We start from the raw sequence: 23,579 nt of genomic DNA, 5'->3' as shown, positions 1-23,579 counted from the left end.
CCCATACAAGGAATGCCGCCCCATGAATGGATTGCGTACCGCTCGCCTCGGCCTGGCCGTCGCGCTTGCCTTCGGGGGCATGGCCCACGCGGAGACAACGATGCAGCAGGACGGTCCGAAGCAGGAAGACGCCAACCAGTGGCTGGAAGACATCCACGGCGACAAGCAGATGGCGTGGGTCAAGGAACACAACGCCCGCACCGAGGCCGAGCTCGGTGGCAAGCCGGGCTTCGCCAAGCTGCAATCGGACATCCGCGCGATCCTCGATTCCGACGCCAAGATTCCCGGCGTCTACAAGCAGGGCGAGTGGTACTACAACTTCTGGCAGGACAAGCAGCACGTCCGTGGCATCTGGCGGCGCACCACGCTGGCGGAATACCGCAAGGCGCAGCCGAAGTGGGAAACCGTCATCGACCTCGACGCGCTCAACAAGGCCGAGGGCAGCAACTGGGTGTGGCATGGCGCGAGCTGCCTGCGCCCGGCGTACACCAAGTGCCTGGTCTCGCTGTCGCCGGGTGGATCGGACGCCGACACCACCCGCGAATTCGACATGACGACGCGCCAGTTCGTGAAGGACGGCTTCGTCAAGCCGCTGGCCAAGGGCGGGATCGACTGGATCGACGCCGACCACGTCTTCGTGCAGACCGATTTCGGCGACGGCTCGATGACGACCTCGGGCTATCCGCGCATCGCCAAGCTGTGGACGCGCGGCACGCCGATGGCGGATGCGAAGCTGGTGTACGAAGGCAAGCCGGCTGATCTGTCGATCAGCGCCAGCCACGACGACACTCCGGGATACGAACGCGATCTGGTCCATCGCGGCATCGGGTTCTACAGCAGCGAAACCTTCCTGCGCAAAGCCGATGGCACGCTGGCGAAGATCGACGTGCCCGATTCGATGCAGCGCTATGTGGTGCGCGACTGGCTGGTGCTGGAGCCGCGCACGGACTGGGCGCTGGGCGGCAAGACGTACAAGGCCGGCTCGATGCTGGTCGCCAACTTCAACGACTGGATGGCCGGCAAGCGCGAACTGACCGAATTGTTCGTACCGACCGCGACGACATCCCTCGCTGGCGCGACGTGGACGAAGAACCACGTGGTGCTGAACGTTCTGGACGACGTCAAGAACCACTTGCAGGTACTGACGCCCGGCAATGGCGAATGGAAGAAGAGCGAGTTCGTCGGTGCGCCGGCGATCGGTGCAATCGGAGTGTCGGCGGTCGACTTCGTCGAATCCGATGCGGTGTGGATGACGGCGTCGGGCTATCTCACCCCGACCACGTTGTCGATCGCCGAGATCGGCAAGAAACCCGAAGTGCTGAAGACCATGCCGGCGTTCTTCGATGCGTCGAAGGACGTGGTGGAACAGCACTTCGTCACCTCGAAGGACGGCACCCGCGTGCCGTACTTCATCGTCCATCGCAAGGATCTGAAGCTCGACGGCAAGAATCCGACGCTGCTCTACGGCTATGGTGGCTTCGAGGTGTCGATGATGCCGGGCTATTCCGGAACCATCGGCAAGGCGTGGCTGGAGCCGGGTGGCGTCTACGTGGTCGCCAACATCCGCGGCGGTGGCGAGTATGGTCCGCGCTGGCACGAGGCCGCGCTCAAGCAGAACCGCCACAAGGCCTATGAGGATTTCGCGGCGGTCGCGCAGGACCTGATCGCGCGCAAGATCACTTCGCCCAAGCATCTCGGCACCATGGGCGGCAGCAATGGCGGCCTGCTGATGGGCAACATGCTGACGCAGTATCCGCAACTGTTCGGCGCGATCGTGATCCAGGTGCCGCTGCTCGACATGAAGCGCTACAGCCACCTGCTGGCCGGCGCCTCGTGGATGGCGGAATACGGCGATCCCGACACGGCCGACTGGGACTACATCAAGACCTTCTCGCCCTACCAGTTGTTCGATCCGGCGAAGAAGTACCCGCCGACCTTCATCTGGACGACCACGCGCGATGACCGCGTGCATCCCGGTCATGCCCGCAAGATGGCGGCGAAGATGGAAGCGGCCGGCAAGGACGTGCGCTATTTCGAGAACATCGAAGGCGGCCACGGCGCCGGCTCCACCAGCGAACAGACCGCCAAGACCTGGGCGCTGAACTACGGCTTCCTGTGGGACGTGCTCGGAAAGAAGTGATGACGCAAGACCACAAGCTGCAACCGCCGCGCGCCGCCAGGAAGCCGCACGTCGTCAAAGCGCCCTTCGGCGCCGAACGCGAGGACGTGTACTACTGGCTGCGCGACGACGAACGCGAGAATCCCGAGATGCTGGCGTATCTCGCGGACGAGAACGCCTATGCCGATGCGATGCTGGCGCACCTCAAGCCGCTGGAGGACACCCTCTACGGCGAGATCGTCGCCCGCATCAAGCAGGACGACAGCTCGGTGCCGTATCGCGAGCGCGGTTGGTGGTACTACTCGCGCTATGTCGCCGGACAGGACTATCCGGTGCATGCACGACGCAAGGATGGCGCCGGAGTCGATGCGGCTTCGATCCAGCAGGCCAACGCCGCCGGCGATTGGAACAGCCATTCGGCTGTTGGAAGCGACGCCAGCGAGCAGGTACTGCTCGACGTCAATGCGCTGGCGCAGGGCCACGACTACTACTCCGCGTATCCAGTGGCGATCAGTCGCGACAACCGCATGATGGTCTGGGCCGAGGACACCAATGGACGTCGCCAGTACACGCTGCGGTTCACCGATCTCGACAGCGGCACGTTGCTGCCTGATGCGATTCCCGGCACCAGCGCCGATGCCGAATGGGCCGACGACGGACGCACCCTGCTCTACATCGAGAACGATCCGGAAACGCTGCTGACCGTGCGCGTGAAGAAGCACGTGCTCGGCAGCGATGTCGCACAGGATGCCGTGGTCTACGAGGAAGACGACGACAGCTATTACATGGGGCTGGGCCGCACCCGCGACGACAAGTTCATCACCATCGGCATGCACAGCACGGTGTCGAACGAGGAGCGCTACGCGCCGGCGTCCGATCCGAGCGAGTTCAGGGTGCTGGCGCCGCGCGAACGCGATCTCGAATACGACGCCGACCATTTCGGCGGGCGCTGGGTGATCCGCACCAACGCGGACGGCGCGAAGAATTTCAAGATCGTCACCGCCGCCGATGGCGCGACATCGCGCGCGGAGTGGGTCGATTGGATCGCGCACGATCCCAAGGTCTTCATCGAAACCATCGAACTGTTCGACGGCTTCAGCGCCATCGACGAACGCTCGGGCGGACTGGAGCGCGTCCGCATCCTCCATGCCGATGGCCGCGAGGAATACGTCAAGGTAGACGAGTCCGCCTATTCGATGGGGCTGGAGGTCAATGCCGAACCCGATACCGAGTGGTTGCGTTACAGCTATACCTCGCTGACCACGCCGGTCATCACCTACGAGGTGAACATCAAGACTGGCGAGCGTCGCCTGCTGAAACAGCAACCGGTGCTCGGTGGCTACGACCAGGCCAACTACGTCACCGAACGCGTCTGGGTGCCGGCGCGCGATGGCGCGCAGGTGCCGGTATCGCTGGTCTATCGCAAGGACTTCAAGCGCGACGGCACGGCGGCGATGCTGCAATACGGCTACGGCAGCTACGGGCATTCGATGGACCCGTCGTTCAGCGCCTCGATCGTCAGCCTGCTCGATCGCGGCATGGTCTATGCGCTGGCGCATATCCGCGGTGGCGAGGAGATGGGCCGCGACTGGTACGACAACGGCCGCATGTTCCACAAGAAGAACAGCTTCACCGATTTCATCGACGTCACCCGCTGGCTGGTAGAGAACAAGTACGCGGCGAAGGACCGCGTCGCCGCGATGGGCGGCAGCGCCGGCGGCCTGCTGATGGGCGCGATCTCGAACATGGCGCCGCAGGATTACCGGGTGATCCTGTCGCAGGTGCCGTTTGTCGACGTGGTGACGACGATGCTCGATCCGACCATCCCGCTCACGACCAACGAATACGACGAGTGGGGCAACCCGGAGCGCAAGGACAGTTACGACTACATGCTGTCGTACTCGCCCTACGACAATCTGCAGCCGCAGGCGTATCCGGCGATGTTCGTCGGCACCGGGTTGTGGGATTCGCAGGTGCAGTACTGGGAGCCGGCGAAATACGTGGCGCGGCTGCGCGACGTCGACACCTCGTCGCATCCGCTGGTATTCCGCATCAACATGGAGGCCGGGCACGGCGGCAAGTCGGGGCGTTTCCGCCGTTACCGCGAGACCGCCGAAATGTATGCCTTCATGCTGGAACAGCTGGGGGTCTGAGCGCGGGCGTTCATGCAACCGCGCTACACTGCCCGCATGAACATCCGACTTCCCCTCGTGCTGGTCACCGCCTGCCTGCTGACGGCCTGCGGCAACAAGGGCCCGCTGGTGCTGCCGCAGAAGCCGGTGCCGGTCGAAACCACGACCACGCCTGCTCCGCAGACGGACACCCAGGCGCCGTCGACCGACAATCAGACGCAACCGAAACCGGCCGAGACGCCCAAGGATCAGCCGGCGACCACGACGCCGCAGCGCTGAGGCGGCCATGCGCTTCAGCAAGATGCATGGCGCCGGCAACGACTTCGTCGTGATCGACTTGCGCGATGGCGCGCCCGCGCCGACTGCCGACCTCTGCCGCCTGCTTGGCGATCGCCACCTTGGTGTCGGCTGCGACCAGATCCTTACCATCGAAGCGCCGCGTGCCGCGGGTTCGATCGCCAGTTACGGCATCTGGAATTCCGATGGCTCGCCGTCCGGCCAATGCGGCAATGGCGCGCGCTGCGTCGCCGCGTGGCTGGTGCGCGATGGCGCGGCACGAGGCGAGCGCTTCCGCATCGACAGCCCGGTCGCGACCCACGATGTCGAACATCTCGATGGCGACCAGTACCGCGTCAATATGGGCGCACCGGATTTTTCGGTGCAGGCGGTTCCGCTGAAGCCGGGCACTACCGAATCCGACCCTTATGTGTTGTGCGTGGATGGCGAGGACATCGCCTTCGGCGCGGTTTCGATGGGCAACCCGCATGCGGTGATCGAAGTCGATGACGTACAGGGCGCCGACGTTGCCCACATCGGTCCCGCCTTGCAGGCCTCGTCGCTGTTTCCGAAATCGGCCAACGTCGGTTTCGCGCAAGTGCTGGCGCCCGATCGCATCCGCCTGCGCGTGTACGAGCGTGGCGCGGGCGAAACCCTGGCCTGCGGCAGCGGCGCCTGCGCCGCGGCGACGGTGTTGATGCGGCGCGGACGCATCGGTCGCGATGTCGCGGTGGAATTGCCCGGCGGCACGCTGCGCATCGCTTGGCCGGACGACGCATCTGCCGTCACAATGGCGGGACCGACGGCCTTCGTGTTCGAAGGCGAGTTGCAGCACATTCCGGGATGAAGGAACGCATGGACCACAACGAAAAACTCGGTGCCCACGAAGTCGCGGCCTGGCTGCGACACCATCCGGGCTTCCTCCAGCAATTCCCAGATCTCGCGCAGTCGCTGCAGGTGCCGCGCGAAGACGGACGCGCCGCGTCGCTCGCCAGCTACCAGCTCGAAGTGCTGCGCGACAAGAATCGCGAACTCAATCGTCGCCTCCACGATCTCTTCGCCAACGCCGAGGAGAACGAGCGCCTGGCCGTGCGTTCGCACCAGCTGACCCTGGCCTTGATGCGGCAATCGACGCTGGCCGATACCGTCCGCGCGATGGCCGCGAGCCTGGCCGAGGATTTCCACGGCGATCGCGTGCGCGTGCTGCTGTTCCGCGCGGTGCCGGAACTGGAAGGCCAGGAATGGGTATTGCACGCCGACGAGGGCTCGTCGACGCTGGCGCCGTTCCGCGACTGCATCGCCGATGGCCAGCCGATCTCGGGTCGCCTGCAGGCCGACAAGCAGTCGGTGCTGTACGGCGCGACGGCCGATGAAGTGCTGTCCAGCCTGTTGTTGCCGATCACCGGCCACGGCCTGGTGGCGGTCGGCAGCAGCGACGCCAACCGCTTCTATCCGGGCATGGGCACGCTATTCGCCAAGATGATGGGCGAAGCCTTCGCGACTGCGCTGGATCGTCATACCGCATCGTGAACGCCGCATCCGGCATCGACGCCTTCATCGACCACCTCAAGGTCGAGCGGGCGATGTCGGCGCACACGCTGGACGCCTATCGCCGCGATCTCGGTGAATTCGCGCGCTGGTGCGCGGAGCAGGGCATCGATGATCCGTCGCGCGCCGACGCAAGCCACATCCGTGCCTGGGTCGCCGACGGAAATCGCAAGGAACTTTCGGCGAAGACCCTGCAACGACGCTTGTCGTCCTGTCGCAGCTGGTTCCGCTGGCTGCTGAAGAACGGCGTGGTCGCGGCCAATCCCGCCGATGGCGTGCGCGGGCCGAAAGCGCCGCGCAACCTGCCGCAGGTGCTCGATGTCGACGAAGCGGTGCAACTGGTCGAACTCGATACCGATGCGCAACTCGGCACCCGCGATCGTGCGCTGCTGGAGCTGCTGTATTCCTCCGGCCTGCGCGTGAGCGAGTTGTGCGGACTGCACTGGAATGCACTCGATCTCGGCAACGGGCTGGTCACCGTGACCGGCAAGGGCAACAAGCAGCGCTCGGTGCCGGTGGGCTCGCATGCCTGTCGCGCACTGGAGGCGTGGCGCCAGGAATCGCATCCGCGTGCGGATGCGCCGGTATTCCCCGGTCGCGGTGGTGCGCCGATCACCACGCGCGCGGTGCAGATCCGCCTGCGCCAACTCGCGCAGCGCCAGGGCGTGTACAAGCGCGTGCATCCGCACCTGCTGCGCCACAGTTTTGCCAGTCACATGCTGGAATCCTCGGGTGACCTGCGCGCGGTCCAGGAGCTGCTCGGCCACGCCGACATCAGCACCACCCAGATCTATACCCACCTCGATTTCCAGCACCTGGCCAAGGTCTACGACGGTGCGCATCCGCGGGCGAAGCGGAAGTCGGGGAGTTAAAGCGCCTCGCCGAGTCCATGTCCAAGGCCGCTGCGGCGGCCTGGGCTGATTTGCGCCGGGTTGGTCATCGCGGCGCGCCTTGAAACCCCTTCTGGCGGCTCCACATCGGAAACTCAAAGGAGACTCCGATGGACCCCAGTCAGAATCCGACCGTTTTCCACGCGACCACCATCTGTTCGGTGCGCCGCAATGGCAAGGTGGTGATCGCCGGCGACGGCCAGGTCACGCTTGGCAATACGGTGATGAAATCGAACGCGCGCAAGGTGCGGCGCCTCGGCACGGACGGTCGCGTGCTCGCCGGTTTCGCCGGCGCGGCGGCCGATGCCTTCACGTTGTTCGAACTGTTCGAATCGAAGCTGGAGAAGCACGGCCAGTTGCTGCGCGCGGCGGTTGAATTCGCCAAGGACTGGAGGACCGAACGTCGCTTCGGCAAGCTCGAGGCCTTGCTCGCCGTCGCCGATGCCGAAACCTCGCTGGTGATCAGCGGCACCGGTGACCTGATCGAACCGGAAGACGGCTTGATCGCCATCGGTTCCGGTGGCATGTACGCGCTGTCGGCGGCGCGCGCGCTGATCGCGCACACCGATCTCGATGCGAAGACCATCGCGACCGAAGCGCTCAAGATCGCCGGCGACGTCTGCATCTATACCAACCAGAACATCGTGGTGGAGGAGCTGTGATCAATACCGATTCTTCGTCGATGACGCCGCGCGAAATCGTCGCCGAACTCGATCGCCACATCATCGGCCAGCACCAGGCCAAGCGCGCGGTCGCGATCGCGCTGCGCAACCGCTGGCGGCGCGCGCAGCTGTCCGATGAGCTGCGCCACGAGGTGATGCCGAAGAACATCCTGATGATCGGCCCGACCGGCGTCGGCAAGACCGAGATCGCGCGGCGCCTGGCGACGCTCGCCAATGCGCCCTTCGTCAAGGTCGAGGCGACGCGCTTCACCGAGGTCGGCTACGTCGGCAAGGATGTCGAGCAGATCATCCGCGATCTCGCCGATACCGCGGTCAAGCTCTATCGCGAACAGGCCAAGCAGCGCGTGCGCACCCAGGCCGAGGAACGCGCCGAGGATCGCATCCTCGACACCTTGCTGCCGCAGCGTGCGCCGACCAGCTTCGGCTTCAATGCCGCGGACGTGCGCGACGAACCGTCGGCGGTCGAGTCCGACACCCGCCGCAAGCTGCGCCAGCAATTGCGCGCCGGCGAACTCGACGAACGCCAGATCGAAATCGAAACCGCGGTGAACGTCGGCGTCGACATCATGGCGCCTCCGGGCATGGAGGAGATGGGCCAGCAGCTGCGTTCGATGTTCTCGCAGCTGTCCGGCGGCAAGACCCACAAGAAGACGGTGACGGTGAAGTCCGCGCGCACGCTCCTGCAGGACGAGGAGGCCGCCAAGCTGGTCAACGAGGACGAAGTGCGCGAAGCGGCGATCGAAGCCTGCGAACAGCACGGCATCGTCTTCATCGACGAGATCGACAAGGTCGCCAAGCGCAGCGAAGGCCATGGCGCCGACGTCAGCCGCGAGGGCGTGCAGCGCGATCTCCTGCCATTGGTCGAAGGCTCGACGGTCAGCACCAAGTACGGGCCGGTGCGGACCGACCACATCCTGTTCATCGCCAGTGGCGCGTTCCATCTCGCCAAGCCCAGCGATCTCATTCCCGAGATGCAGGGCCGCTTCCCGATCCGGGTCGAGCTCGGCGCGTTGAGCAAGAACGACTTCGTGCGCATCCTCACCGAACCCAAGGCCGCGCTGACGAAGCAGTACGTCGAGCTGATGCGCACCGAAGGCATGGACCTGAGTTTCAGCGACGATGCCGTCGATCGCCTCGCCGAGATCGCCGCTGATGTCAACGAGCGCCAGGAAAACATCGGCGCGCGCCGGCTGCATACCGTGCTGGAACGGTTGCTGGAAACGCTGAGCTTCGAAGCGCCCGATCGCGGCGGCACGCTGGTGATCGATCGCGCCTACGTCGACGGTCACATGGGCGAACTGGTCAAGGATCCGGACCTGAGTCGTTACATCCTGTGAGGAAAGGGCAGCGGTGCCGTCGTCGCGCCGCTGCCCGATCGTTGCGTCACTTCTTCATGTTTGCCATGCCGCGGGGATCATCGGCGGGATTCACGTAATTGATTTCGAACGGACCCATCGCCTGCACCTGGACGATGGCGCCCCCCTTGGTCGAGACGGCGTGTTGCATGCCGGTCGGCAGGTTGACGAAATCGCCCGCGCCGTACATGCCGCCGTGCGCGTTTGCAGCTTCTCCCATCGAGAAGTCGAGGTGGCCCTGGATCACGGTGACCATTTCGTCGGTCGGATGGGTGTGGCGCGGAATGCGATAGCCCGGCGGCATCTTCAGTCGCACCGTGAACATGCCGGCAGCGCCCGGATTGCCGGAGAGCACGGCGAGTTTGGCGCCCTTGGGCAATCCCGGTGGCGCATCGCCCCATTGCATTGACGCGGCATGCATGCCTGCATGCGACTGCATCGGCATCGATTTGTGTTGCGATTCGGCAGCGAGCAGGCAGCAGGGCAGCAGGCAGGCGCCGAAGAGGGTCACGAATTTCATCTGCATCTCCGTTGCGTTTTGGATCCCCCCGGGGCCGTCCCGACCATCGGCGGCGCCAATGTCGGCTGCCCACGCGGATTCTTCTCCTCCCTTTGTTAATCCGACGCGATTGATCGCTTGCCGGGCGTGTTGCACTGCAACCCGGATGTCACGAAAACGGCATAATCTCCAGCCGCGCATCTTGTTCGTCACGCTGCCCCGGCCCCGCGCATGCCGAGAGGATTCGATCCAGGCAGCCCACGGGGGTTCCATCCATGACATCGCTTTCCACGCCGGCGTCCAGCGCCGCTGCTGCCCATCGCCGTATTTTCAACGGCCCGCGTTTCAGCCTGCTCACGCTGGCATGCGCCGGCATCCTGGCCTCGACCTCCGTGCAGGCGCAAAGCGCCGCGCAAGACGCGCCGGCACCCGCGCAGCAAACGCCGGTGGCGACGAACGATCGTCCGGCCAAGACCGATTCCAAGGAACTCGACACCATCACGGTAACCGCCGAGCGTCGCGAACAGGACTTGCAGAAGGTGCCGGTCTCGGTCGGCGTGGTGCAGGGCGATGCCATGCGCGTCTACACCCAAGCCGGCGACGACACGCTGCTCGCGCTGTCGGGCCGCGTGCCGGGCCTGTACGCCGAAACCACGACCGGTCGCATCTTCCCGCGCTTCTACATCCGCGGCCTCGGCAACATCGACTTCTACCTCGGCGCCTCGCAGCCGGTGTCGATCATCCAGGACGATGTCGTGCTGGAGCACGTGGTGCTGAAATCGAACCCGGTCTATGACGTCGACAAGGTGGAAGTGCTGCGTGGTCCGCAGGGCTCGCTGTTCGGCCGCAACACCACCGCCGGCATCATCAAGTTCGACAACATCAAGCCATCGCGCGAATATTCCGGCCGCGCCATGCTGAGCTACGGCAGCTACAACACCTCGGTCGTCGACGCCGGTTTCGGCGGGCCGATCAACAACGTGCTGTCGTTCCGCGTCTCCGCGCTGGTGCAGCATCGCGACAACTGGGTCGACAACACCTACACCGGCCCGAGTGCCGACGGCACCGTTTCGCCCAAGCGCAACGCGATGGGCGGTTACGACGACCGCAACGCGCGCCTGCAGGTGCTGCTGGCGCCGAACAAGGCGTTCTCGCTGCTGGCCTCGGCGCATGTGCGCGACTACTCCGGCACCTCGACGCTGTTCCGTCGCGCCGCGTTGAAGAAGGGATCGAGCAATGCCGACACGCCGTGGGACAAGGTCGCCTACGACGAAGCCGACAACAACCCGCAGGCCTACAAGACCAGCGGCGGTTCGCTCAACGCCAAATACGATTTCGGCAAGGTGTCGCTGACGTCGATCACCGCCTACGAAACCACGCACGGTTACAGCCGCGGCGATACCGATGGCGGCGCCGCCGCCGACTATCCGGTTGGTGGCGTTCCGAATGGCTATGGCCAGTCGATGGGCCGCGTGCGCGAACTCGACCAGTTCACCCAGGAATTCCGTCTCGCCAGCGAAGGCCACGATGCGCTGCAGTGGCAGGCCGGCGCCTACTACTTCAACGGCCACGACATCACCGAGTTCTATCAGCGCGCATGGTTCCTCACCACCGCCGCCCACAACCCGAACAACTGGGTGCGTTTGCGCGACGACAATACCGCGTGGGCGCTGTTTGGCCAGGTGAGCTATCGCCTGTCCGATGCGTGGACGGTGACGGCCGGCGTGCGCGAAACCGATGACAGCAAGCGCACCCGTTTGCTGAAGACCGCCGATACCGCCGCCGGTGTCGTCACCTACAAGGGCCGCACCGACGTGCGCCTGGACGACAAGAAGCCGAGCTGGGATCTGAGCACGCTGTATTCGGTGAACAAGGACGTCAGCCTCTACGGTCGCGTCGCCAAGGGCTTCCGCGGCCCGACCATCCAGGGCCGTTCCGCGGTGTTCAATTCCGATTTCACCACCGCGAATTCGGAAACCATCCTGTCGTGGGAAGGCGGCATCAAGACCAACCTGCTCGACCACAAGATGCGCTTGAACGTCGCCGGCTTCACCTACACGGTGCGCGACATCCAGCTCAACGGCAACGACTCCAACGGCAACGGTGTGCTGTTCAACGCCGACAAGGCGCGCGCCTATGGCCTGGAAGCGGATCTCGACTGGCGTCCGATCCCGAACCTGACGATCAATGCCGGCGCCAGCGTGCTGCGCAGCAAGATCCAGGACAAGCGCGTCTACGCCCAGGTGTGCGCGCTCAACGGCGTAGTGGTGTGCACGGTGGAGAATCCGACCATCAAGATTGGCGCCAACACCTTCGCGCAGATCGACGGCAACCCGCTGCCGAACGCGCCGACCTACAACATCAACCTGGCCGCGCGCTACGACATCCCGGTCGGCCGCAATGGCGACGTGTTCATCTCGACCGACTGGAACAAGCAGGGCAAGACCAGCTTCGTGCTCTACAAGTCGCCGGAGTTCACCACCAACGGCAACTTCGAAGGCGGCCTGCAGGTCGGTTACTCCGGCAACAACGGCCAGTACGAAGTGGCGTTGTTCGCGCGCAACATCACCAACCAGAAGAACCTCAAGGGCGTGATCGAGAACTACATGGCCGCCGTCTACAACGATCCGCGGATCGTCGGCGTGTCGTTCAACATCAAGTGGCCGTAAGCGGCCGATGACATGCATCCCGGATGCCGGAAGGCGTCCGGGACGGCCAACGGGCGGCTGGCGACCAGTCGCCCTTTTTCGTTGAAAGGAAATCTTTCAATCAAGCGAAAGCACAACTTTCCAATCCGCACGCAATGCCTCCTAACGTCCTGATCCATGAAGGACGAGAAAGCGGAATTTGCGAAACGGCTTCGCGCGGCCCTGAAAGCGGCCGACATCGAGGCCAGCGCCGCCGTGGTCGAGAAACGCTTCAACTCCCGCTACGAAGGCGCGCCGGTCAGTCCGCAGGTCGTGTCGCAATGGCTCAACGGCAAGGTCATGCCGCGCCAGGACAAGATCCGCGTATTGGCCGGGATCGTCGGGCTCGATCCGCATGAATTGCAGTTCGGCGGCACGCCGAAAGTGGGCGAGGGCAGGCAGGAATGGGCGGCTGGCTTGGCCGCGCAGGACCGTGTCATGGTCGACGGCTATCTGATGCTGCCCGCGCCGCAACGCAAGCTGGTGCGCGAGCTCGTCACCGCGCTTGCCGAGAGCGTTACGCGGAAATAAACAGGTTCAGGAAATTCCTACCCCACGGCGCGGCCTGGACCGATAGCCGCAGCAACACCCAAGGTCCACGCTCGCGAACGAACACACAGGAAAGCCACCCCGGTTGGACGGGTGGCCTGGCCGACTCCCGTAGCCCTGATCGTGTTCATTTCGTTAATCCAATTTTCGGCTGCTGGGCATCTTCTGCGTGCTCATGCACTGCAGACGTGTCCGCTTCCGGAGCCTACTCAGGAGCGAGACCATGCAAACGCAAGCGAAAAAAGATACGGAAAAGCCATGCAACTGCCATGAACCGCAAGCGCAGGTTGGGAGCCCTGCCGCAGACACCCTGGCACGAATCCAGATATCGCCACATCAAGACGCCGCGATTCGTATCCGCCTCATCCCGGGACGCGACGTCGCATTGCCGAATCCCGATCCGTGCGGATTCGGGCACACCAAGCCAGGCCTTTCGTCGCTGTCCCCCGCGTTGATCGACAAACTGAAGGCGTCGGACAAGCAAGTCACCACGTGGCTTGCCAAGAGCAACGAGAACGCGCGCCTGTTCTTCTCCGATCCGGTCGCCGCGCTCGCCAAGGCCGGCGTTGAACTGGAACGCGGCGATGCCAAGGCGATTGCGCGCGCGCATGCCAACGCCAGCAACCAGGCCGTCGTGATGCCGGGCGTGCGACTTTCCGAAGTCGTCATTTCGGCAACGGATCGCCGGCCAGGCAGCAAGGGCCGCGGAGATGGTGGCGGACGCAAACCGGCGTCCGATGCGTCCAACTGCTGCGGAAAGGAGGGCTGATCATGTCACTCGACCGTACCTCCGGCTTCGACATGCTGGTGCAGATCTCGGAAGCCGAAATCAACGACCAACTGGAAACCCTGTTCCTCGCCGGCGGTGTTGTTTCGCCGTCGTTGAGCGTGCCCTTCATGGGCGGCGGTGCATCCGGCACCGCCAACCTGAACTTCGGCATCCCGATCGCGGATCTGGATCGGCCTTCGCCGCGGATGGGACTGAGGCTGCCGTTCCTCAATTCGGAACTGGTGCTGACCGCGCCACTGCCGCTGACCATCGCGCCCCTGGGTGGAACGATCGACATCGAACAGCCGATCGTGATGCTGGCGTCGGGCGGCGCGCAGACGGCCGCGCTCGACTTCGCAACGACGTCGCCCGATGTCCACGTGACATTCGATGCGGCATCGGCGGCGGCGTTGGCGCCCTTGCTTGCCGCGGCGGGAATGAATCTCGCCCAGGCCAGCAATTTCATGGCGGGCGTCGTTCGCGATCAATTGCGGACCAGCATTCGCCAAATCAACCTGACGCCGGCGATCCCGGTGACCGATGGCGAAGATCCAATCGTGGTCGCCGACATCAGCGTCGGCACCGTCAACGACACCTCGGCGGCGGATCAGGATTGCCTGTCCTTCGGCGTGCGGATGGGCGGGGGCAGCGCGGGCAACATCGGTGGCATCACCACCAGCATGATCCCGGCTGGCCAGCAGTCCCTGGTGATGATGAGCAACGGATGGCTGCTCGGACGGATCATGCGGCCGCGCGTCGCCAGTTCGCTCGGCCAGCCCCTCAGTGCGTTCGATCTGCCGATGCATTTGAACCGGAACGTCCCGGCGCCCGGCGGACACGGAACGTTGACCAACCTCGACGCCGTCGTGGAAGGCAATCGCATCAAGATCACCGGCCGCGCCGTCGATTCCGGTACCGGCTGGGATGCCGAATGCAAGTTCACCTTCTTCATCACGCTGGGCATCTCGGGAGGATCGATCACGGTCACCGCATCGACGCCGCAAACCGAGACCGATGTCGATCTCGCCTGGTGGGTCTGGCTGGTGTCGCTGGGACTGGGTGCGCTCTTTGGCGGCATCACCGGCGCGATCATCGCCGCGGTCGTCCTGGCGGTTGTCCAGGCTGTCGCCGAAGGCATCGTCAGTGGCCTGGTGTCGGGTGGCATCAGCGGATCGATCGGTTCGATTCCTTCGATCCCGCTCGGGCCGATCGGTGGCGGACTGTCGCTGACGAACGTCGTGCTCGACGATCTGGAGTTGCGCTCCAGCATCGTCAGATCGGTGTCCGTGCCGATCAAGTCGCAGGGAACGCGTGTTGCCTCGGGACCGTTCGCGATCGATCTCGATACCGGGGTCGTGAGCGCCACGGCCAGCTCCAAGTCGGACCTCGTCTGGGGCGTCGATCGGGTGCTGCGGACGCATGCTGCTTCGGGCCTGACGATCACCGGCGCGTCCTATGCCGCGCTGACGCCGGTGCAGGTGGCACGCATGCCGCTTTCCGGAACGCAGATCGCATCCGGGCAGATCCCGGTGTCCTTCCCGCAGAACTTCCCGTTCATGCCGTTGCATGCCGTGGTGTTCGGCGTGAGAACGTCGGAAGGGCGATTCGCCAAGGTGCGGGCCTGGATCGATATCTTCACGCAAGCGCTCAACCTCGAATGGGTGACATTCGATACGCCCGTCGCATCGCTGGAACTTGTCCAGCGTTGGTCGGTGATCGCGCGCGGGGAACAGACCAGCTACATCACGGACAACTGCGAGTACTGCGTTTCAGGTCCGGTCAGTCGCTGCGGCGTGTTCGAAGCGCAAACGCGACTGGTGCCGTTCCCAGCGAAATACGCCTGGTGCGTGTGCGGGCATCGCGTCGAAGAAGGCCAAGGCGAACTGGACACGACAAACGGTCCGCTGGCGTACCGGGTTTCCGGAAACCGCTTGTACCTGGAAACCGACATGGGCGAGTCGGTGGATTGCGAAGTGTGCGTCAGCGTGGTCGACGCGCGCGGAACCGAGCGCCACGCCTGTGTCCGGGCGAAGCAAGACGGAATTGATCGCCAGTGCAAGACCTGCGTGCCGGGCAGGAAGCATGTCGCGATCGATACGCTCGCGCTCGATCCCAAGGTCGCGGCCTGGCGTCCGCTGCTTGTCGCCATGGCGCCGGAAGACCACGAGGAAGAAAACATCCGTTGAAAGCGAACGGTGCCGCAAGACGAAAAAGCCGCCCATCGGGCGGCTTTTTCCTTGCATGGATAGCGGGGCTCAATGGCCGCCGGATGCCGCCAGCTTGTCGAGGTCGATGCCCTGCTTGCGCAGCACCTGGGTGGCCTTGACCGCATAGAACGCGAGGTAGGCGAAGCAGGCGACGCCGACCCAATAGCTCATGTGGATGCCGATCTGCTCGGACACCCAGCCCTGGAAGATGCTGACGAAGGCGCCGCCCATGATCATCATGATCAGGAAGCTCGAACCTTCATTGGTGTTCTTGCCGAGGCCGGCGATCGCCAGCGCGAAGATGCACGGCCACATCACGCTGCAGAACAGGCCCGACGAGATGAAGGCGAAGGTGCTGACCATGCCGGTGGTCAACATGCCGATCACCAGCGCGGCGATGCCGCAGATGGCGAAGTTGAGCAGCATGCGCGCCGGATTGCCACGCGCCAGCAGGCCGGCGACGATCATCACCACGATTACCGGTGCGTAGGGCAGGAAGATCGAGACGTCGTGGCCGGCGATGGTGTTCACGGCGAGGAAGACGCCGAAGGCCACGAAGGGCAGGACGATGCCCAGCAGTTTCTTGGTGGAGGAGGCGACGTCGAAAGCGCCAGCCGCGCCCGACCAGCGGCCGATCATCAGGCTCGCCCAGTACAACGAAATGAAGGGTGCGATCACCGCGGTCTCGAGGCCGAGCCCGCCCTTGTCCTTCGCCAGTTCCAGATAGGCCGGCAGGTTGGATGCGGTGGACACTTCCACGCCGACGTAGACGAAGATCGCGATCATGCCCAGCACCAACTGCGGGTACTTGAAGGCCGCGAACGCGGAATCGCTGTGGATCAGCTTGTCGGAACCGGCGCCGTCACCGGCTTCCTCGGCGGCGAGGTGCTCGAGGTCGATGTGGTTGGGCACGCCCGAGAACTTGATGAACAGCGCGACCAGCACGAAGACCAGGCCGAGGATCAGATAGGGCGTCTTGACGCTCTCGATGCTGGCGCTGGTGTTGCCGCTGCTGACGCTGCCGAAGATGGCGAGGCTGACCAGCAGCGGGCCGATGGTGGTGCCGAGGTTGTTGACGCCGCCGGCCATGGTCAGGCGCTGCGCACCGGAGCTGGGATCGCCCATGACGATCGCCAGCGGATTGGCGGCGATCTGCTGCAGCGAGAAGCCGAGCCCGACGATGAAGAGGCCGGAGATCATCAGCGCGAACGAACCACTGTTGGCGGCGGGGTAGAACAGCAGGGTGCCGAGCGCGGAAATCACTAGGCCGATGCAGATGCCGTTCTTGTAGCCGATGCGGTTGAGCACGTCGGCTTTCAGCGCCTTGGAAATGAAGAAGTAGATGATCGAGCCGACCGCGTAGGCGACATAGAACGCGAACGACACCATCTGGCTTTCCACCTGCGTGAGGTTGAAGGCCTTCTTGAACACCGGAATCAGGATGTCGTTGCTGGCGGCGACGAAGCCCCAGAAGAAGAACACGGTAATGAGTACACCGAACTGCGACCAGCGGGTTTGTTGCTTCGTCATGATGGTTTCGTCGTCGGGAGGTGGGAGTGCGTAAACGGACCTAGGCTAGCATCGAATCGGCCCGTGGTTGGACCATTGCCGGCATGCTGCATTACAGCATCACCAGGGCTGCCACGGCCCGTTCCGGCGGTGGATGCGATAATCCCGCCATGAACGATTCAAGTGACAAGTCCGGCACCACCCATTTCGGCTACCGCGACGTCCCCAGGGACGAGAAGCAGAAGCTGGTGGGCGAGGTCTTCACCTCGGTGGCCGGCAAGTACGACCTGATGAACGACCTGATGTCGTTGGGCATCCATCGGGCGTGGAAGCGCTACTTCGTCGCCACCTCTTCGGTGTCACGCGGCGATCGCGTGCTCGATCTCGCAGGTGGCACCGGCGACATCGCCGCCCTGCTGCGCGATCGCGTCGGCGATGCGGGCGAGATCGTGCTCGGCGACATCAACGGCGCCATGCTCAAGGTTGGTCGCGACCGCATGACCGATCGCGGCAACGTCAACGGCTTCGAGTACGTGCAGTGCAACGCCGAGGCGCTGCCGTTCCCGGACGCCAGCTTCGATCTGGTCACGATCGCCTTCGGCCTGCGCAACGTCACCGACAAGGACGCCGCCCTGCGCGACATGCATCGCGTGCTGAAGGTGGGCGGGCAGGCGCGCGTGCTCGAGTTCTCCCAGGTCACCGCCGACTGGTTCAAGCCGATCTACGACTTCCACAGCTTCAAGGTGCTGCCGCACCTCGGCAAGCTGTTCGCCGGCGACAGCGACAGCTATCAGTACCTCGCCGAATCGATCCGCAAGCATCCGCCGCAGGGCGAGCTCAAATCGATGATGCAGGCGGCCGGCTTCGCGCGCTGCGATTACCGCAACCTGTCGGGCGGCATCGTCGCCATCCATACGGGCTACAAGGTCTGATGCAGCGATGCCCGCGTAGCCGCAGGTTCGTGGCCTACGGTTGCCAGCCGTAACTCAGCTTCACGAACACGCTGCGCGTATTGCCGAACATGTTCAGGTGTTCGTCGTCCATGAAGGCGCCGTAGGAAGCGCCCGCGTATAGCGCGGTGCGGGGATTCACCTTGTACGAATACACCAGCTGCGCGGCCCAGTCGCGCGCGGTTGCGTTGACCGCCTGGGGGTAGAGCGCCTGGTTGCGCAGCACTTCGCTGCCTTGCAGGGTCAGGCGCAGGCGCTGGCGCGGATCGAATTGCCAGCTGCCGCCGGCATTGACCACGGTGGCCTCGAACGCGGTGCCGCCGTCGCGGCGCATGCGCTGGCGGATGATGTCCCAGTCCACCGCGATGCCGCGACCGATATTGGCATTGCCGAACAGTTCGATCATCGTGCGCTGGCCGGTTTTGTTCGCACCCTGGTCGATCAGCGTGCCCGCTTGCAGGTAGGCGCCGAGTTGCAGGTTGCCGGTCGGGCGGAAGTTGGCGTTGATGTCGGAATAGTGTTCGTCGAACAGCTTGCCGTTCCAGTACGCCACCCGGGTCAGGCCATGCAGGCGGATATTGCTTTGCATCGGTCCCTGCACGGTGACCTGCGCTTCCAGCTCGCGTTCCAGCAGTTGCCCGTCGTAGCTGTGGGTGATGTCCCAGTCGGCGTACAGGTTGATTTTGTTGAAGGCCGAGTCGTCGCGGTACCAGGTGTGTTCACCGCCGACCAGCGATTTGTCGTAACCCACCCTGCCGATGAAGCCGAGGTCGGCGCGGAAGCCGGGATCGATGTCTTCATGCCAGGTGGTGAAGCCCCAGTTGCGGTTGCCGAAGTTGTACGCCACCCGCCAGGCATCGCCCGTCGGTTTTGCGTTGTTGCCGAGGTCATTCGCGTAGATGCTGACGATGTCCGCCGGATACTCGGACTGGCTGTGCAGGAATTGCGCGCTGGCGGTATGCGAGCCCTGCTGCCAGCGCGCATCCAGTCCGGCCACGCTGTTGTCGTAATCGTCGCCACGACGGAAGGTGCCGATCGCGCCGACACTAAGGTGCGTGTTGAAGTCGTAGCGATAGCGGCCCACCGCCACGTCGACCTTTTCGTTCAGCGCACTGAAGCCGGAGCCTTGCGTGCCGGGCACCAGGACTTGTGGTTCGGCATCGCGGGCAATGATCGCGCCGTAGGTATTGCCGCCGCTGCGCCCGGTGACGCGCAGGCCGTAATCGGGGCTGGCGATCTGGCGGGTGTAGAGCACGTTGAACGGACTGTTGAAGTAATCGGCGCCTTCCAGGAAGAACGGGCGTTTTTCCTGGTAGAAGAGGGCGAAGCTGTTGTTGACGGTGAGTTGCAACTGGTCGGTTTCGACCTGCGAGAAATCCGGGTTGATGGTGGCGTTCAAGGTCATCGCCGGCGATGGCGCCCAGCTCACGTCCACGCCGGGTTCGATCGAGGTCTTCTCGCTGTGCCACGCCGAACCGGCGACGCTCCGGGTCTGTTCCTTGCCGACGACGAGCGTGGGCACGATCTCCAGATTGCGACCCTGTCGCGCACCGGCCAGGCCGGTGTACTTGCCCCATTCGCATTCGAAGCAGTTCGAGGAGCGCGGCACGAGGTGGCTGGTGAGCTGGTGGCGCTTGTTGCGCGGCCAGTTGCGGAACAGCGAGATGCCCCAATGCTGTTCGCCGCTGCCGACGGGAAAACGCAGGGTGGAGAACGGGATGCGCATCTCGACGTCATAGCCTTCCGCAGTGATGCGCCCGGCACTCTCCCACTTGCCGTCCCAGCTCGAATCCTCCTGGTTGTCGGTGTTGGATTCGTCGCGGATGATGTCGCCCTGCACGCCCAGGGGGTTCGTCACCAGTTCGTAGCCACGACGGTGATCGTTGAAGGTGTCGAGGAACACGCCGACCCAATCGTCGTTGAACATCGCGTCGCGATCGCGCAGGTGCGCGCGGATCGATGCCGGATCGGGATCGAGCGCGTGGAACGACACGTACAGCGCATCCGCGGTGTAGCCGATGCGCACGATGGTCTTCACCGGCGCCGGGGTGTTGTCGCCGGGCTGGATGTCGTAGGCGATCTCCTGGACCAACGCGCCCTGCCACGCGGCATCGTCGAGCTTGCCGTCGATCGTGATGTCGCCTTGCAGCTTGGGGATGCTGCCACCGGGCACGTAGCCGGCATCCGCGGCCGGCGTGGCGGACGTCTGCGCGAAGGCGGGGCTGCTCAGGGCGGACAGGCAGGCGAGCGCAAGGGCGCAGTGTCGAATCGGAAGCATGCGTCGGTGCAAGGTGGTGGGCTTGCATCAACGGTGCATGAATGCGGAAAGAAACAGGAGTGCTGCAAGTCGGGGTGACGATGGTCATGTCGCGCCAACGGCAGCATCAGACCTGCGGCGCTAAACTCGGAGGTTTCCGTCACCCGGTGCCTCCCATGCGCAAGTCGCTGCTCGCCGCTTCCATCACCCTTTGCATCGCCGCCTGCCAGCAGCAGGCGCCGCAGGCCAGTGCGCCCGCGACGACGACTCCGGCCGCGGCCAGCGCGCCGGCACCCCAATCCACGGAGGCGGTGGTGGACGAGCATTCCTATTCGCAGCCGGACAAGGTCCGCACCACCGATCTCGCCCTCGATCTCGCGCTCGATTTCGCCAAGAAGACGATCTCCGGCACCTCGACCTACACGCTGGACTGGCTCGACAAGAACGCGACGCAGTTCGTGCTCGATACCCGCGACATCACCATCCAGAAGGCCGAGGGGCAGGGCGCCGACGGCCAGTGGAAGGAATTGAAGTTCGCGCTGGCGCCGAGCGACAAGATCCTCGGCAGCAAGCTCACGGTCGAAACGCCGGACCGTCCCGCCAAGGTGCGCCTCACCTACGTCACCTCGCCGAACGCATCCGGCCTGCAATGGCTGGATCCGGCGATGACCGAAGGCAAGAAGACGCCCTTCATGTTCAGCCAGTCGCAGCAGATCCATGCGCGCAGCTGGGTGCCGCTGCAGGACACGCCGCAGATCCGCTTCACCTATTCGGCGCACGTGACCGCGCCGAAGGACGTGATGGTGCTGATGAGCGCCGACAACAAGCCGGACGCCAAGCGCACCGGCGATTACACCTTCCGCATGCCGCAGAAGATTCCGTCCTACCTGCTGGCGATCGCCGCGGGCGACCTGGTGTTCAAGCCGATCAACAAGCGCAGCGGTGTGTGGGCCGAGCCTTCGATGGTCGGCAAGGCCGAGAAGGAATTCGAAGACACCGGCAAGATGATCGACACCGCCGAGAAGCTGTACGGTCCGTATCGCTGGGATCGCTACGACCTGCTGGTGCTGCCGCCATCGTTCCCGTATGGCGGCATGGAGAATCCGCGCCTGACCTTCGCGACGCCGACGGTGATCGTCGGCGACAAGTCGCTGGTGTCGCTGGTCGCGCATGAACTCGCGCACAGCTGGTCGGGCAACCTCGTCACCTTCGCGACCGACAAGGATGCGTGGTTGAACGAAGGCACCACCACCTACGTGCAGAGCCGCATCACCGAAGCGCTGTACGGCGTCGATGCCAAGGACATGGAAAACTCGATCGACCGCAGCGAGCTGGCCGACGAATACAAGACGCTCGATTCCAAGCTGCAGCTGTTGTCGCTGAAGCCGGGCACGCTGGCCGACCCCGATGGTTCGTCGAGCGCGACCGTCTACACCAAGGGCGCGTGGTTCTGGCAGTGGCTGGAACAGAAGTACGGCCGCGACGTGTTCGATCCCTTCCTGAAGGGCTATTTCGACCACTTCGCCTTCCAGAGCATCACCACCAAGCAGATGCTCGATTACCTCAAGACCAACCTGGTCGATGCGCATCCGGGCAAGGTGACGATGGCGGAAGTCGAGAAGTGGGTCTACGAGCCCGGCATTCCGGATGATGCGCCCAAGACCGACTCCAAGAAGTTCGACGCCGTCGATGCTTCGCTCAAGACCTGGCTGGATGGCGGGATCCTGCCGCCCAAGGCGGTCACCGCGAAATACAGCACGCAGGAATGGGTGCATTTCCTCGAAGGCCTGCCGCAGACGCTCAAGACCGAGCAGCTCAAGGCGCTGGATGATGCCTACCACTTCACCGGCACGCCCAACGGCGAGATCGCGATGCGCTGGTATCCGCTCACCGTGCGCAGCGGTTATGTCGAAGCGCGCACCGAACTCGGCAAGTTCATCGAGCGCGTCGGCCGTCGCAAGCTGATCATGCCGACCTATGCCGAGCTGGTGAAGACGCCGGACGGACTGGCGTTCGCCAAGGAAGTGTTCGCGCGCGCCAAGCCGTCGTACCACCCGATCACCACCGGCAGCGTGCAGGACCTGATCGACAAGGCGGACAAGTCGGCGGCGCTGAAGGACAAGGCGAAGTGACGATGCATCACCGTTCGCCGGCTTCTGCCATGCCCGTCGTGGTCGCGCTTGCCCTCGCGTTGTCGGCGTGCGGGCAGGGCGATGCGCCCGCCAATACGCAAGCCGATGCGGCGCAACGCGAACAGGATGCCGCCCCGGTCCTTGCCGATTTCCAGAGCGCCTACACGGCGGGTGATTGGGGGCGTGCGCGCCTGAAGGCCGATGAGTTGCACCAGGAACACGCCGGCACCAAGGCTGAGGCCCAGGCGATGGCGCATTACGACGAGATCAAGTCGAAGTCGGATGCGCGTCGCGAGGACGATCGCCTGCGTTCGCTATGGGATTACCAGACCAATCCCGAGGGCAAGGGCCAGCAGATCAGCGCGGCGCTGGTTTCGAAGAACGAAATCACGATCGCTGGTGGCGTGTCGCACGTGCAGCTGATCTTCCGCGACCATCCCGAATGGAAGCGCAGCACCTACATCGTGCTGTCGCGCGGCGACATCGATTGCTACAAGGGTTGCAAGGTCAAGGTGACGGTCGACGGCACCACGAAGATGCTCGATGGCCTGCGTCCCGACACCAAGGAAGCGATCTCGATGTTCATCAATCCCGATCGCGCGCTGTGGCGGGCGATCCAGCACCACAAGGTGCTGACGATCGAGATTCCGGTGAAGGGTGGCCCGAAGCAGACCGGCGAATTCGAAGTCGGCGGCCTCGATGCCGATCGCATGCCGAAGGCGTGGAGCGCGGGGCAGTAAGGCGCGCGCTGTCTCAGCGGGTGGACTGCACAGGCTTGCGCCGTTCGCACCGATGTACCTCTGCTTCCCGCGAACAGCACGTCCATGTGCTGGTCGCGGGCGCGCGGCATCCTGTCGCGCTGTGCGCTCCGGCACATCAGTACGAACGGCGCTCCCCGGCGTTATCGCCCGCTGAGCGCGCGTGTTGTGGCTTTGCGGAGATTTGAAAGGCAACAGCTCGCGGGCTGTTGCTTTTGACTCACATCACCTGAAAGCAACCACCGGCGGCGCCTATGCG

The 23,579-nt window shown here is 64.3% G+C and carries 18 protein-coding genes; 15 read left to right on the top strand and 3 right to left on the bottom strand.

Translation table 11 applies throughout. From position 1 onward, the window contains the following. The first annotated feature begins 22 nt into the window (after nucleotides 1–22). The 8 genes from ABE093_RS12920 to hslU all read left to right on the top strand — a co-directional run bounded on the left by ABE093_RS12920 (nucleotide 23) and on the right by hslU (nucleotide 8,985). On the top strand, nucleotides 23–2,140 hold the full coding sequence (locus ABE093_RS12920) for a prolyl oligopeptidase family serine peptidase (RefSeq protein WP_430761323.1): 2,118 nt from the start codon (nucleotides 23–25) through the stop codon (nucleotides 2,138–2,140). Next, nucleotides 2,140–4,272, top strand: a complete 2,133-nt coding sequence (locus ABE093_RS12915; RefSeq protein WP_430761322.1) for a S9 family peptidase — start codon at nucleotides 2,140–2,142, stop codon at nucleotides 4,270–4,272. Before ABE093_RS12920 ends, ABE093_RS12915 begins: the two co-directional genes overlap by 1 nt. Nucleotides 4,273–4,308: 36 nt before the next feature. After that, nucleotides 4,309–4,530: an LPS translocon maturation chaperone LptM gene (gene lptM / locus ABE093_RS12910; RefSeq protein WP_430761321.1), complete on the top strand. Its 222-nt coding sequence runs from the start codon at nucleotides 4,309–4,311 to the stop codon at nucleotides 4,528–4,530. A gap of 7 nt (nucleotides 4,531–4,537) precedes the next feature. Further along, nucleotides 4,538–5,374 (top strand): diaminopimelate epimerase, encoded by an 837-nt coding sequence (gene dapF, locus ABE093_RS12905; protein ID WP_430761320.1) that lies wholly within the window; start codon nucleotides 4,538–4,540, stop codon nucleotides 5,372–5,374. An 8-nt stretch (nucleotides 5,375–5,382) separates the two neighbouring features. Continuing rightward, entirely contained in the window at nucleotides 5,383–6,057 is a 675-nt protein-coding gene (locus tag ABE093_RS12900) for a DUF484 family protein (protein ID WP_430761384.1), read from the top strand. Nucleotides 6,058–6,110: 53 nt separating this feature from the next. Next, nucleotides 6,111–6,947, top strand: coding sequence for a tyrosine recombinase XerC (xerC, locus tag ABE093_RS12895; RefSeq protein ID WP_430761383.1), 837 nt, complete (start codon nucleotides 6,111–6,113; stop codon nucleotides 6,945–6,947). 128 nt (nucleotides 6,948–7,075) lie between these two features. Continuing rightward, nucleotides 7,076–7,627, top strand: coding sequence for an ATP-dependent protease subunit HslV (gene hslV, locus ABE093_RS12890; protein WP_430761319.1), 552 nt, complete (start codon nucleotides 7,076–7,078; stop codon nucleotides 7,625–7,627). A gap of 20 nt (nucleotides 7,628–7,647) precedes the next feature. After that, on the top strand, nucleotides 7,648–8,985 hold the full coding sequence (gene hslU / locus ABE093_RS12885; protein WP_430761382.1) for an ATP-dependent protease ATPase subunit HslU: 1,338 nt from the start codon (nucleotides 7,648–7,650) through the stop codon (nucleotides 8,983–8,985). Between the two features lie 46 nt (nucleotides 8,986–9,031). Here the strand turns inward: hslU and ABE093_RS12880 are convergent, their stop codons facing one another. Next, nucleotides 9,032–9,523, bottom strand: a complete 492-nt coding sequence (locus ABE093_RS12880; protein ID WP_430761318.1) for a cupin domain-containing protein — start codon at nucleotides 9,521–9,523, stop codon at nucleotides 9,032–9,034. Nucleotides 9,524–9,777: 254 nt separating this feature from the next. On the opposite strand from ABE093_RS12880, the gene ABE093_RS12875 reads away from it, so the two are divergent. The 4 genes from ABE093_RS12875 (at nucleotide 9,778) to ABE093_RS12860 (ending at nucleotide 15,693) form a co-directional block, all read left to right on the top strand. Then, nucleotides 9,778–12,171: a TonB-dependent receptor gene (locus tag ABE093_RS12875; RefSeq protein WP_430761317.1), complete on the top strand. Its 2,394-nt coding sequence runs from the start codon at nucleotides 9,778–9,780 to the stop codon at nucleotides 12,169–12,171. A 156-nt stretch (nucleotides 12,172–12,327) separates the two neighbouring features. Beyond that, complete coding sequence (locus ABE093_RS12870) at nucleotides 12,328–12,720, top strand: hypothetical protein (RefSeq protein ID WP_430761316.1); 393 nt, start codon at nucleotides 12,328–12,330, stop codon at nucleotides 12,718–12,720. Nucleotides 12,721–13,189: 469 nt separating this feature from the next. Next, on the top strand, nucleotides 13,190–13,507 hold the full coding sequence (locus tag ABE093_RS12865) for a hypothetical protein (RefSeq protein WP_430761315.1): 318 nt from the start codon (nucleotides 13,190–13,192) through the stop codon (nucleotides 13,505–13,507). Between the two features lie 2 nt (nucleotides 13,508–13,509). Beyond that, the gene (locus ABE093_RS12860) at nucleotides 13,510–15,693 is read left to right on the top strand and encodes a hypothetical protein (RefSeq protein ID WP_430761314.1); all 2,184 of its coding nucleotides are present in this window, start codon (nucleotides 13,510–13,512) and stop codon (nucleotides 15,691–15,693) included. Between the two features lie 69 nt (nucleotides 15,694–15,762). On the opposite strand, the gene ABE093_RS12855 is transcribed toward ABE093_RS12860, so the two are convergent. After that, nucleotides 15,763–17,244: an MFS transporter gene (locus ABE093_RS12855; RefSeq protein ID WP_430761313.1), complete on the bottom strand. Its 1,482-nt coding sequence runs from the start codon at nucleotides 17,242–17,244 to the stop codon at nucleotides 15,763–15,765. A 149-nt stretch (nucleotides 17,245–17,393) separates the two neighbouring features. Between ABE093_RS12855 and ubiE the strand changes: the two genes are divergently transcribed. Then, on the top strand, nucleotides 17,394–18,155 hold the full coding sequence (gene ubiE, locus ABE093_RS12850) for a bifunctional demethylmenaquinone methyltransferase/2-methoxy-6-polyprenyl-1,4-benzoquinol methylase UbiE (protein WP_430761312.1): 762 nt from the start codon (nucleotides 17,394–17,396) through the stop codon (nucleotides 18,153–18,155). 34 nt (nucleotides 18,156–18,189) lie between these two features. Here ubiE and ABE093_RS12845 read toward each other — a convergent pair whose 3' ends face one another. Further along, the gene (locus ABE093_RS12845) at nucleotides 18,190–20,451 is read right to left on the bottom strand and encodes a DUF5916 domain-containing protein (protein WP_430761311.1); all 2,262 of its coding nucleotides are present in this window, start codon (nucleotides 20,449–20,451) and stop codon (nucleotides 18,190–18,192) included. A gap of 155 nt (nucleotides 20,452–20,606) precedes the next feature. Between ABE093_RS12845 and ABE093_RS12840 the strand changes: the two genes are divergently transcribed. Both ABE093_RS12840 and ABE093_RS12835 read left to right on the top strand, forming a co-directional pair. Then, on the top strand, nucleotides 20,607–22,562 hold the full coding sequence (locus ABE093_RS12840; protein ID WP_430761310.1) for a M1 family metallopeptidase: 1,956 nt from the start codon (nucleotides 20,607–20,609) through the stop codon (nucleotides 22,560–22,562). A gap of 29 nt (nucleotides 22,563–22,591) precedes the next feature. Further along, nucleotides 22,592–23,302 (top strand): hypothetical protein, encoded by a 711-nt coding sequence (locus tag ABE093_RS12835; RefSeq protein ID WP_430761309.1) that lies wholly within the window; start codon nucleotides 22,592–22,594, stop codon nucleotides 23,300–23,302. Nucleotides 23,303–23,579: the final 277 nt, after the last annotated feature.

Source organism: Solilutibacter silvestris (genome assembly GCF_050574925.1).
Lineage (GTDB): Bacteria > Pseudomonadota > Gammaproteobacteria > Xanthomonadales > Xanthomonadaceae > Solilutibacter > Solilutibacter silvestris_A.
The sequence above is the reverse complement of the archived record's forward strand: the minus strand, read 5'-3'. Positions and strand labels throughout refer to the sequence as shown.